This is a genomic window from Ochrobactrum sp. BTU2 (genome assembly GCF_024539785.1).
Lineage (GTDB): Bacteria > Pseudomonadota > Alphaproteobacteria > Rhizobiales > Rhizobiaceae > Brucella > Brucella anthropi.
Genome location: NZ_JAHWRG010000001.1, coordinates 596598 through 608803, shown reverse-complemented (window position 1 = coordinate 608803; position 12206 = coordinate 596598). Strand labels below are relative to the sequence as shown.

Below are 12206 nucleotides of genomic sequence, written 5' to 3'. Positions count from 1 at the left end.
AAAAGAGCACAGAAAGATTGCGCACCGCCCTTGCACCGCAGGACGAAGCAGTTAATGCTCAAGCCCATGCGCCCATCCATGCTCGATCCATTTTTTGCTTCCGTTCGTTCGCTTTCCGGCATTGGCCCGAAGGTTGCCGCCCTGCTTGGCAAACTGCTTGGCACCGACATACCGGGCGCGGAGCCCAAGGTCGGTCAGCTCCTGTTTCTGGCACCGCACAGCGTGATCGACCGACGCAATCGGCCTGGTATCGCGCTTGCTCAGGAAGGTGCAATCGTCACGCTGGAAGTCATTGTAGACCAGCATCAGCCTGCACCACCCGGGCGTGGTAATGTTCCGCATCGCGTCTTCGCTCATGACGACACCGGCGAAATCGCGCTGACCTTCTTCCATGCGCAATTGCCTTGGCTGCAAAAAATGCTGCCTGAGGGTGAAACTGTCATCGTCTCGGGCAAGGTGGAATGGTTCAACGGTCGCGCCTCCATGGTCCACCCGGACTATATTGCGAGCTTAGAAGATGCAGCCAATCTGCCGATGGTCGAACCGGTCTATCCGCTGACCGCGGGTCTGTCGCCAAAGACATTGGCGCGCGCCGTCAAGGAAGCACTGACCCGCGTGCCTCCGCTGCAGGAATGGATCGACGGCCCGTTGCTGGCGCGGGAGCGCTTCACCAGTTTCCAGCAATCGCTGAACACGCTTCACCTGCCTGAAGACCCGTCGGATATCGCGCTTGAAAGCATTTCGCGGCGCAGGCTCGCATATGACGAGTTTCTGGCCGGACAATTGGCACTCGCCCTTGTTCGCGCGAAAACACGGCGGCTTTCCGGTCGTCCTCTGGAAGGTACAGGGCGCATCGTCGCCGAAATCATGCGCCACCTGCCCTATCGCTTGACCGAGGGGCAGGATCAGGCTGTTCGCGAAATCATCACAGATCTTAAATCGCCGGAGCGCATGTTGCGGCTTTTGCAGGGCGATGTCGGCTCCGGCAAGACGGTCGTTGGATTGCTTTCCATGGCCCACGCCGCAGAATCTGGTGGACAGTCAGCACTCATGGCGCCGACGGAAGTTCTCGCCCGTCAACATTTTGCAACCATCGCGCCGCTTGCAGAGAAAGCGGGACTGAAAACCGCCCTTCTGACCGGTCGCGAAAAGGGCCGTGACAGGAATGCAGTTCTCGAAGGATTAAAAACTGGCGAAATCGATATCGTCATCGGCACGCATGCGCTTTTTCAGGAAAAGGTCGAATATCACGACCTCGTTCTGGTCATCATCGATGAACAGCATCGTTTTGGCGTGCACCAACGTCTGATGCTGACCGCAAAGGGTTCTGCACCGGATATGCTGGTCATGACGGCTACACCTATTCCGCGTACCCTCGTCCTCACCGCCTTTGGCGATATGGACGTGTCGAAACTGACCGAGAAGCCTGCCGGACGCCAGCCCATCACGACCGCCATCGTGCCAATGGAGCGCATGGGCGAACTTGTCGAGCGCATCCGAAAAGCTGTGGCAGAAGGACAGAAAATCTACTGGATTTGCCCGCTCGTTGAAGAATCCGAAGTCGTTGAACTGACTTCGGCGGAGGAACGTTTCGAAAGCCTCAAACCCGTCTTTGGGGATCGCATCGGTCTCATCCATGGCCGCATGAGCGGGGCTGAAAAAGACGAAGCCATGCGGGCATTCAAGCAGGGCGAAACGCGGTTACTGGTCGCGACCACTGTGATCGAAGTAGGCGTAGATGTTCCCGATGCGACGATCATTGTTATCGAACATGCCGAACGTTTCGGCCTGTCGCAACTGCACCAGCTGCGCGGCCGCGTGGGGCGCGGCGACAAACCGTCAACGTGCTTGCTGCTTTACAAAGGCCCGCTGGGCGAAATCGCACAAGCCCGGCTGAAGGTCATGCGCGAGACGGAAGACGGTTTTCGTATCGCGGAAGAAGATTTGAAACTGCGTGGCGAAGGCGAATTGCTCGGCACGCGGCAATCCGGCACCCCAGGCTTCCGCTTGGCTTCCATCGAAGCGCATGGTGATCTTCTGGAAATCGCCCGCAAGGATGCGCGCTATATTCTGACAAGCGATCCCGATCTGGAGTCCGAACGCGGACAGGCGTTGCGCGTACTGCTTTATCTTTTCGGGCGTGACGAAGCTATCCGGCTGCTTCGAGCAGGATAACAAAATGGCGGCAATCAGCCGCCATTTCTATTAACTTATCGAGTTTTTGCTATAACAAGCTGAATTTACTCGACAGTTACCGACTTTGCGAGATTGCGTGGCTGATCGACATCCGTCCCCATCAGAACGGCTGTATGATAAGCCAGCATCTGGATCGGCAGCGCATAGACGAGCGGCGTGATGAATTCCGGCACATCCGGCAGAATGATGGTTGCCATCGTGTCGATGCTTGCTGCCTCGGCACCCTTCTTGTCGGTGATGAGAATGATGCGACCGCCGCGTGCTGCAACTTCCTGCATGTTGGAAACGGTCTTCTCATAGAGCCGATCAGACGGCGCGATGACGATAACCGGCATGGTTTCATCGATCAGCGCAATCGGGCCGTGCTTCAACTCGCCGGCGGCATAGCCTTCAGCGTGGATATAAGAAATTTCCTTGAGCTTCAGCGCGCCTTCCATCGCCAGCGGGAAAGACGTGCCACGACCGAGATAAAGCACATGATTGACCTTGGCCAGTTCATGGCAGACCGCAGCGATCTGGTCTTCAAGCTTCAGAACCTGGTTGATGAAACGCGGCGCCTCGGAAAGCTGGCGTACCAGTTCCTGTTCCCGCTTATCATCGATTGCGCCACGCGATTTCGCAGCTGCAATTGCCAGTGAGGCCATGGCCGACAGCTGGCAGGTAAAGGCTTTGGTGGAAGCAACGCCGATTTCAGGGCCCGCAAGCGTTGGGAAAACAGCATCGGATTCACGCGCAATGGTCGAGCCGGTGACGTTCACGACAGCGGCAATCTTCAATCCTTGCGACTTGCAGTAGCGCAGCGAAGCAAGCGTATCAGCCGTTTCGCCTGACTGCGACACGAACATCGCCAGCGAATCCTTCGAGAGCGGCATTTCGCGATAGCGGAATTCGGAAGCAATATCGCTGTCGACCGGCAGGCGCGCTATCTGCTCGAACCAGTATTTGCCAACGGATGCCGCATAGTAGGCCGTACCACAGGCAGAAATCGTCAGGCGGTCGATCTTGCTGAAATCGATATCAATCGCTTCCTGACGCACCTTACCCGTCGTGAAGTCGAGATAGTTGGCAAGCGTGTGGGAAATCACTTCCGGCTGCTCAAACATCTCCTTCTGCATGAAGTGACGATGATTACCCTTGGAGACGAGCATATTCGCCGTCTGCGTTTTCTGGATCGGCCGCTCAACTTCGCTGTTGTTTTCGTCATAGACAGTCACGCCCTTGCGCGTCAGAACGGCCCAATCGCCATCTTCGAGATAGGCGATGGTATCCGTGAAAGGCGAAAGTGCGATAGCGTCGGAACCGAGGAACATTTCGCCCTCACCGTAACCGACGGCGAGTGGAGGCCCCTGGCGTGCTCCGATCAAGAGTTCTTCGTCACCCTCAAACAGGAAAGCGAGTGCGAAGGCACCATGCAGCATCGGCAGACTGTCGCGCACGGCTTCGACCGGAGACTTGCCTTTTACCAGTTCGCGGGTCACCAGATGCGCAACCGCTTCGGTATCGGTTTCCGTCTGGAACTTGTAGCCTTCCGCCTCTAGCATGGTGCGAAGCTCGGCGAAGTTTTCGATAATGCCGTTGTGGACGACCGCAAGACGCTCAGTAATGTGCGGATGCGCGTTGCGCTCCACAGGCTTGCCGTGCGTAGCCCAACGGGTATGGCCGATACCGATGATGCCGGGAAGCGGCTCTCCGGCCAGGCGCTTTTCCAGATTGACCAGCTTGCCTTCGGCACGGCGCCGGTCGAGCCGGCCGTTCTGTAGTGTGGCAATACCGGCAGAGTCGTAGCCGCGATATTCAAGCCGCTTCAGTGCATCCACAAGAAGCGGAGCGACTTCGTTATTTCCGATGATGCCGATAATTCCACACATAGGCTGCTCCAAATCCGACGTTCAGGCGTGTTGCTTTGCGGTTTAAAGATTCTAACGCAGAACGGCAACCCAGAGGATTGCCGTTCGGTTAAACAATTGGACGACTTATTTGGTCGCAGTTTTAGCCGCTTTGATGGCAGCGTACTTCTCTCGCAGGATCTTCGCCCGCCCCTCTTTTGTTTCCTGCCGGGCACGACCGAAAGCCAGCGCATCGGCAGGGACATTGTCGGTAATCGTGCTGCCAGAGGCGATATAAGCATTGTCGCCGATTTCCACCGGCGCGACCAGTGAGCTGTTCGACCCGATAAATGCGTTTTCGCCGATCACCGTCTTGTATTTGTTGTAGCCGTCGTAATTGCAGGTGATCGTGCCAGCGCCGATATTGCTGGAGGCTCCCACAGTCGCATCGCCGATATAGGTTAGGTGATTGATCTTCGCCCCTTTGTGCACGGTGGCATTCTTCACTTCGCAAAAATTGCCGACCTTGGTTTTCTCACCGAGATTTGCACCCGGGCGCAGCCGCGCAAACGGCCCGATTTCGGCCTTCGGCCCAACGTAAGCACCTTCCATATGCGAGAAGGAATGGATCAGAGCTCCCGTCGCGACATGCACGCGAGGACCAAAAAACACGTTCGGTTCAACAATGACGTCGGCTTCGATCAGCGTATCATGCGAAAAGAAAACAGTTTCAGGTGCGATAAGCGTTACACCTGCAAGCATCATCTCGCGACGCTTGCGCTGCTGCCAGATGGCTTCGGCTTCGGCCAGTTCAACACGATTGTTGATGCCGATGACATTATCGACCGGCACTTCGATGGCCGTCACGTTCATGCCCTTGCTATGGGCGATGGCGACGATATCGGTCAGGTAATATTCGCCCTTGGCGTTGTCATTGCCCACCGCATCCAGAAGCGCCAGGGCGTGTTGACCGCGAACCGCCATCAGCCCGCCGTTGCAGAATCCGATCTGCTTCTGCTCTTCGGTTGCTTCCTTTTCCTCAATGATGGCGACAAGTTTGTCGCCTTTCTCGATGAGGCGCCCGTAGCCATGTGGATTGTCTGGGCGAAAACCGATAACGACAACGTCTGCACCCTCGGCCAGTCGTTCGCGAGCTTTCTGCAGAGATTGCGCCTCGATCAACGGCGTGTCACCGAAAACGATGAGCAGATCGTCATAGCCGCGTTCGATTGCTTCGCGGGCAGCGAGAACCGCATGCGCCGTGCCCAGGCGTTCCTTCTGCTCGAAAGCCGACACCGGGCCTGCGTTCTTTTCCACTGCCGCCCGCACATCGTCGGCGCCACGCCCCACCACCAGCGCAATGTCGCTCTTTCCGGTCCCCTGAACCGCCGTGACCACGTGAGAGACCAGCGGCAAGCCTGCCACCTGATGCAGTACTTTGGGCAAGTTGGATTTCATGCGTGTGCCTTCGCCAGCAGCAAGTACGATGGAAAGGCAGGTACGGTCTGTCATGGTATCGTCCAGAAAATTGAGATGATTTTCGCTCTTAACATCAAAGCGTCTATGAAAACTTACGGGCTGCTGCCAAACCTTTAACCCAACCGCCCGAGCGCGGGGAAATTCTCAAGCAGCCAGAACGAGAAGGATTGCATGCCTCCGGTCAGGAACAGGACACCTGCAGCGACCAGAAGCGCGCCCATTGCTTTCTCCACCTTGCCGAGATGCACGCGGAAACGTGAAAGAAACCGCATGAATGCGCCGGAAAAAAGGGCGGCAATCAAAAACGGAATGCCAAGGCCAAGCGAATAGGTTGCCAGCAATAACGCGCCCTCACCAACCGTGCTGCTGCCGCCAGCCAACGTCAGGATTGGCCCAAGAACTGGCCCGATGCACGGCGTCCAGCCGAAGGCGAATGCCAGTCCCATGACATAGGCTCCAAGCGGCGATGCCGGAGCGTTGCGCGCCTGAAAACGAGCTTCGCGGGACAGGAACGAGAAACGCAAGATGCCAAGAAAGTTTAGTCCCATCAATATGATGACGACGCCCGCAACGATTGCGATCTCCTGCTGCCATGCGCGCAGGAAGGCGCCGATGGACGAAGCTCCAGCGCCGAGCGCCACAAAAACAGTTGTGAAACCGAGAACAAAGCAAATTGCCGCAAATGCCAACGAACGGCGCGCCGAAGGCGCGGCGGCAACGGCTGTCGCCTTATCTGCGCGAAAATCTTCTACGCTCACGCCCGCCATATAACACAGATAAGGCGGCACGAGCGGGAGAACACAGGGCGACAGGAACGACAGCGCACCGGCTCCGGCTGCGGTCATATATGAAATATCGAGCACCAATACCTCTTTCAGTTCATCAAATCGCTTGCGGTCTGGCCAAACCACAGGCTTATATAGACTAGATTCTGCTCTACTTAGAATATTTTCAATGCGGCATCTCGCTCGAACACAAGTTCGCCCTAAATCGAGATCATTGCGCGATTTATAATATATTGCTCCAACCGGACGACGTTCCTATGAGCCTTATTGATGATGAAGTGCCTTCAACACCACCTGCAACGTCGACAAGACATTCTGGCTGGCTCAAGCGATACCAACATTTTCTGTTTCCAATAGCGGGCATCGCCATTGCGCTGCTGGCGATCTATGTGCTGGAGAATCTGCTCCAGAATACGTCTCGCACGGAAACACTCGCTGCCTTCCACAACATTTCGTGGATGACACTTGGTTTAGCTGTGTTCTTCACAGTTCTGAGCTACGCAGCCGTCGCACTCTACGATGTGGTGGCTGTCGATACGATTGCGCCCAACCAGATACCGCGCCGCATCGCTGCCGTCGCAGGTGCTGCCGGCTACGCAATCTCCAACGCGCTTGGGTTTTCCCTGCTGACCGGCGGCGCATTGCGTTATCGCATCTATGCTGCGGAGGGTGTTAGCCTTGCCGATATCGGCAAGATTGTCGGGACATCATGGTTCGCGATCTGGTTCGCACTGATCATCATGGTCGGTGCAGCGCTTCTTATCGACCCGCAGGATGTTCCCTGGCTTTCCGCCATCGATTCCCGAATCGATATCGTCGCCGGTATCGCCATTCTGGGTGGCATCGGCTGGCTGATCTACTGGCTGTCGCATGGACAGCGTAGTTTTACGGTGGGTTCGTTCAGTCTGCGCCTGCCGAACTCAAAAGGCGCTCTGACCCAGATCTTTGCCGGGCTTGTGGATGTAGGCGCAGCTGCCGCTACACTCTATGTACTCATGCCTGCCGACGCAGTGCCAAGCTTTGCGGTTTTCGCGCTAGTCTATGTCATCGCCATCGTGCTGGGCATTGCCAGTCATGCTCCGGGCGGTCTAGGCGCATTTGAAGCGACAATCATTGCTGGACTCGGCCTAGGCGGGAAACCGGATGCAATTGCGGGGCTTCTCGCCTACCGTCTTATCTATACGGTTATGCCGCTCGTTGTAGCGACCGCAGGCATTCTCATATGGGAGATCATGCGGCGACGTCATATGCTCGGCAAGCAGGCGCGCTTCGCCAAACGTCTGGTCGAGCCACTCATCCCGAGCCTTTCTGCCAGCATCATCTTTCTCGGCGGCATCATTCTTCTGGTGTCCGGTGCGACACCAGACCTCCGCTACCGCGTAAAATTGCTCTCCGACATTGTTCCTGAATCTTTCATGGAAATGTCGCATCTTGCCGCCAGCCTCGTCGGAGTCGCGCTGCTGATCGTTGCACGCGGTCTGTCTAAGCGGCTTGCACGTGCGTGGGTAGCAGCACTAATCCTCCTCCTCAGCGGCGCTGTCTTTTCCCTCGCCAAAGGCCTTGACTGGGAAGAGGCGACCATCCTTTGCATTTCTGCGTTCACACTTTGGGGGTTCCGGGATTCGTTCTATCGCCGCCCGATTTCCGGACCGTTCGATTTAAGCTGGAACTGGATCGCGACCGTCGGCACGACGGTACTTGTCTCCACATGGCTCGGCTTCTTCGTTTATCGTCACGTGGAATATTCCAATGACCTCTGGTGGGATTTCGCATGGAACGGCAATGCGCCCCGGTTCTTGCGTGCGACTGTCCTTGTCTTCGCCGTGGTCGCTGCAGTGGGCCTTTACTCGATTATCAACCGGGCTGGTCACCGCAAACGCAAGGTGGATTATTCCATACCTGATGCCGTGCCGGATCTCGTTGCCCAATGGCCACATACGGATGCCGCTTTGGCAATGCTTGGTGACAAGCAATTCCTCCTCGCGCCAGACAAGAGCGCCTTCATCATGTATGCGCAATCAGGGGGCAGCCTGATTGCGCTTGGAGAACCCATAGGCCAGGGACAGACGGCTAAGGAGCTTGCATGGTCATTTCACGCACTGGCCGACGAACTTGCCCTGCGAACCGTATTCTACGGTGTTGGCCCGCAAAGCCTGCCCCTGTTTCTGGATATGGGACTGATTGCCCTGAAGCTCGGCGAAGTCGCCCGTGTTGATCTCACCAATTTCTCGCTCGATGGTCCGCGTCGCCAGCCATTCCGATATGCCGACCGCAAGATCGACAAGGACGGCCTGACGTTTGAAATCATTCCGGCGGCTGACGTACCGCCACTCATTCCACGCCTGCGCGAGATTTCCGATGCGTGGCTCGATTTCAAGTCGGGCAGCGAGAAAGGCTTCTCGCTGGGGTACTTCGATGACGAATACATGAAACGCTTCGACGTCGCAGTGCTGAAAAGTGACGGAGAAATCGTGGCTTTCGCCAATATGTGGCGTGGTGCGGACAAGTATGAAATCACCGTCGACCTCATGCGCTACATGCCCAATGTACACAAGCTTCTTATGGACGCGCTGTTTGCAAAACTGCTGATGGCCAGCAAGGAAGAAGGTTACAAGTGGTTCAATCTTGGTGCCGCCCCGCTTTCCGGCCTGAGCGGCAGCAGGCTGGCATCCCGATGGAACCGCTTCGGCTCGTTCATCTACAAGCGTGGAGCCGATCTCTATCATTTTGACGGACTGAAAGCTTTCAAGGAAAAGTTCGATCCGGTCTGGACCCCGCATTACATGGTTTGCCCGGGCGGCCTGGAAACGCCGCGCGCGCTTCTCGATGCCACAACCCTCATCAATGGCAGTCCTTTGGAGTTCATCCGCAAATGACGAAAAGACGCGTTCTCTTCATTTTTCTTGGACTGGCGTTGGTGGCTGCGGTGGGCGCGTATGGCGCAATGCATACAGGCAAGATCGCCCGGCTCTGGACGAAAATCACCGATTCCGATGAACCGGTCATCCACGCCAGTGCTGAAAGACTGTCCAATATTCCGGTCTACATGCCGAAGAACGATCCCGTCGGCCTTGCGATTTTACTGAGTGACGAAGGAGGTATGAGCGACCGGGAGAAGAGCTTCATGGACGCCATGCTTGCCCGGAACATGATCGTTCTGCCGGTCGAACTCGGCCCGTGGCGCGCCGCCCTCGATAAGGAAGATGGCGATTGCAACTATCTGGACTCGGATTTCGAAGCCATCGCCAAGGAGGCTCTGCGTGGACTTGATTTGGGCGTCTATTTTCATCCCGTTCTGACAGGCGTTGGACAAGGCGCTACCATCGCATATGCCGCAGCCTCGGATTCTCCGGATGCGACGATTGCAGGCGCCGTATCGCTTGATCCGGTCCCAGCCAAGACCCGTCTGCCTTCCTGCACCGAGAAAGCCGAAGCGACCAAGGCGCCCGATGGCGGCTTCACCTATGGCTTCAACGCGGTAATTCCCGCCCCTGCCCTTGTGGTCGGTCCCAGCGGATCGCCGGTCAACAATCCGGTTACAGCCCGCCAGGAAAATGTTGCCGTGCTTCAATCCGCTCCGGAATTTCCTGCTCGCATGAAAATGGCTGTCGACAATGTCGTCGCCATGGCGGATCAGGATGCCAAGAACGAGGCCCTGCCTATCGTCGATCTTCCCGCCAAAGGCGGCAAAGCCGATATGGTTGCCGTTTTCTATTCGGGTGATGGTGGCTGGCGAGATCTCGACAAATCCATTGGTGAATGGCTGCAGGCTCATGGCGTTCACGTGATCGGTGTGGATTCGCTTCGCTATTTCTGGTCGGAACGAACGCCGGAAGAAATAGCCAATGACACGACGGCCATGATCAAGAAGGCCGACCCGACGAACAAATTGCCGGTTGCAGTTCTGGGCTACTCATTCGGCGCCGATACATTCCCCTTTGCCTGGAAATATCTCGACCCTTCCATACAGGACCGGACGAAAATGATCGGGCTTCTCGGTGTCGAGACGACGACGACCTTCCAGGTTTCGATTGAAGGCTGGCTCGGAATGGATGGCGACAAGGATGTCGTTCCTGCTATCTCGACAATCCCGCTTGATCGGGTTGTTTGCGTCTATGGCGAAGAAGAAGACGATACCGCCTGCACAGCTGCCGAGCTCAAAGGGATGGAAGTCATGAAACTGGCCGGCGGTCATCATTTCGATGAAAATTATGAGCCAATTGCCGCCAGTCTTCTGGAAAAGATGCGCGTCCGTGCCGGACTGCCGCCACGACCGGCCAGTTGATAATTAAGCCAGAGCTGGCGCCCGGAAGACGGACGCCAGCTTTTGATTTAGCGCACGACAGGTTTTTGACCACCAAACCACCAGCGCACGGAATCAACCAGCAAGAATGCAATCAGACTAATACCGACCAATGGCAGCGTCCAACCTACAAATACAGCAGCGATTGCGATCCCAATCTGTTGCGCGGCAGTGAGACGTCTCCAGCTTGCGATCAACGTTCTGGGCATTGATCCGGCAGGCGGGCGACGCTGCCACCAGATGCGATAGCCATAGACAATCATCACAATCAGCGAGAGGCCGAGCGCAGCCATCACGATCTGATTAGTGACCCCGAACAGGACACCCATATGGAGATCGATACCCCAGCGGATCAATTTTGCGATAAGCGGAAAACTCTCGAAGTCAGCACGGCTGATAACCTCCATATTTTGGGGATCGAGAGCAATCGTATCCACTTGTGTCGGCCAGGAACGGTCATATTCACGCACCAGCCAGCCTTGATCCGATGAACGGGGCAGTCGGATTTCAAGCATCGGGGAATCGAGGCCTGCCTGTTGTGCAGCCAGATAAACACTATCCAGCTGTCCGACATGATCCTGCACATCCCCTGTTCCGGACGGCATCGGCATGCCGCCATGGTCCTGATGCGCACGCTCTTGGCTAGATTCTGTCGCCTTATTCAGAACTGTCGAAACTGAAGGCGTAATCCAGCCAACCGCCGCTCTGAACTGATCAATCCTTTCCCCCGCCAATTGCGACCAGGTCATGCCGGTTGCCGAAAGGAACAAAAGACCGACAGCTATCCAGATACCGACCTGACTGTGAAAGCGACGGGTCTTCAGGTGGAGATTTTTCGTTTGTTTTTGTTTTCGCCGGATCTTCCGATTCCACCACCAAAGCAGAGTGCCGCCTAGAGCCGCGATCCACAGCCAGGATGCTGCGAGTTCGCTGTAGTAACGCCCAAAATCCCCAAGCATCAGATTGCGGTGTAGGTAGTCGATCGCCGCGCGAAACGGCAAGGTCCCACTTGTGCCATAGACAACGAGGTCGCCCTTTACTGCCAGCGTGACGGGATCGATGAAGATTGCCCGGCTTTCAGATTCTCCCAATCCAGGCTGGGTGAACATGACCCGTGTATTCCAGCCGGGCGCAATTGAAGGCCTCACGGCAAAAAGTTTTGGGCCCTCGCCTATAAAGGCTTCGGCCGCCTTCACCTGGTCCGCCAATGGCTGCAAGGTTCCAAGTGATGCGGTACGCAACTGGTCGCGGTAGATGTAGTTTTCAAGCTGAGGCGTCAGCACATAAAGCGTGCCCGTCACAGCTGCAATCAAGATAAAAGGACCAACAAACAGGCCGACATAGAAATGAAGCCGTGTGATGAAGGCCTGGAAGCCGGAGTTCGCAGAACTAGTGGTATTCGGCCGTGCCTGTACCCCAGCTTTTCCTTCAAGAAGCGTATCCGTCATGGAACCCTCCTTGAAAAGCAGTCGAAGCACAGCACAGTGCGTGGGCAGCCAGCATTGGCTGCCGCGATAAAATCATGATTTTGCATCGATATCTCCAAACGATATGAAATTGCCGTCGCGGGGCGGCGGCGTCGTTTTCAAAGATCGTGCAAAGCGGGAGGCCCTCTGG

Annotated in this window: 7 protein-coding genes; 3 read left to right on the top strand and 4 right to left on the bottom strand. The window is 56.3% G+C overall.

Annotation, left to right across the window (positions count from 1 at the left end; translation table 11 throughout):
* Positions 1-54: 54 nt before the first annotated feature.
* A complete protein-coding gene (recG, locus tag KWJ32_RS02890; protein ID WP_192799824.1) occupies positions 55-2175 on the top strand; it encodes an ATP-dependent DNA helicase RecG in 2121 nt (706 codons plus the stop codon).
* 65 nt (positions 2176-2240) lie between these two features.
* Here the strand turns inward: recG and glmS are convergent, their stop codons facing one another.
* The 3 genes from glmS to KWJ32_RS02875 all read right to left on the bottom strand — a co-directional run bounded on the left by glmS (position 2241) and on the right by KWJ32_RS02875 (position 6364).
* Positions 2241-4064 (bottom strand): glutamine--fructose-6-phosphate transaminase (isomerizing), encoded by a 1824-nt coding sequence (glmS, locus tag KWJ32_RS02885; RefSeq protein WP_012093027.1) that lies wholly within the window; start codon positions 4062-4064, stop codon positions 2241-2243.
* A 105-nt stretch (positions 4065-4169) separates the two neighbouring features.
* Complete coding sequence (gene glmU, locus KWJ32_RS02880; RefSeq protein WP_012093028.1) at positions 4170-5534, bottom strand: bifunctional UDP-N-acetylglucosamine diphosphorylase/glucosamine-1-phosphate N-acetyltransferase GlmU; 1365 nt, start codon at positions 5532-5534, stop codon at positions 4170-4172.
* 80 nt (positions 5535-5614) lie between these two features.
* Positions 5615-6364, bottom strand: a complete 750-nt coding sequence (locus KWJ32_RS02875; RefSeq protein ID WP_012093029.1) for a cytochrome c biogenesis CcdA family protein — start codon at positions 6362-6364, stop codon at positions 5615-5617.
* A 179-nt stretch (positions 6365-6543) separates the two neighbouring features.
* Between KWJ32_RS02875 and mprF the strand changes: the two genes are divergently transcribed.
* Together mprF and KWJ32_RS02865 are read left to right on the top strand one after the other, a co-directional pair.
* Positions 6544-9162, top strand: a complete 2619-nt coding sequence (gene mprF / locus KWJ32_RS02870; RefSeq protein ID WP_012093030.1) for a bifunctional lysylphosphatidylglycerol flippase/synthetase MprF — start codon at positions 6544-6546, stop codon at positions 9160-9162.
* Complete coding sequence (locus KWJ32_RS02865) at positions 9159-10571, top strand: virulence factor family protein (protein ID WP_012093032.1); 1413 nt, start codon at positions 9159-9161, stop codon at positions 10569-10571. The genes mprF and KWJ32_RS02865 overlap by 4 nt, the downstream gene beginning before the upstream one ends.
* 47 nt (positions 10572-10618) lie before the next feature.
* On the opposite strand, the gene KWJ32_RS02860 is transcribed toward KWJ32_RS02865, so the two are convergent.
* Positions 10619-12037, bottom strand: a complete 1419-nt coding sequence (locus KWJ32_RS02860; protein ID WP_012093033.1) for a PepSY-associated TM helix domain-containing protein — start codon at positions 12035-12037, stop codon at positions 10619-10621.
* Between the last annotated feature and the right edge of the window lie 169 nt (positions 12038-12206).

What these genes read in the sequence shown, in the direction of transcription:
- recG (WP_192799824.1), top strand. Translation starts at nt 55, where the DNA reads ATGCTCAAGCCCATGCGCCCATCCATGCTCGATCCATTTTTTGCTTCC.
- glmS (WP_012093027.1), bottom strand. Translation starts at nt 4,064, where the DNA reads ATGTGTGGAATTATCGGCATCATCGGAAATAACGAAGTCGCTCCGCTT.
- glmU (WP_012093028.1), bottom strand. Translation starts at nt 5,534, where the DNA reads ATGACAGACCGTACCTGCCTTTCCATCGTACTTGCTGCTGGCGAAGGC.
- mprF (WP_012093030.1), top strand. Translation starts at nt 6,544, where the DNA reads ATGAGCCTTATTGATGATGAAGTGCCTTCAACACCACCTGCAACGTCG.
- KWJ32_RS02865 (WP_012093032.1), top strand. Translation starts at nt 9,159, where the DNA reads ATGACGAAAAGACGCGTTCTCTTCATTTTTCTTGGACTGGCGTTGGTG.
- KWJ32_RS02860 (WP_012093033.1), bottom strand. Translation starts at nt 12,037, where the DNA reads ATGACGGATACGCTTCTTGAAGGAAAAGCTGGGGTACAGGCACGGCCG.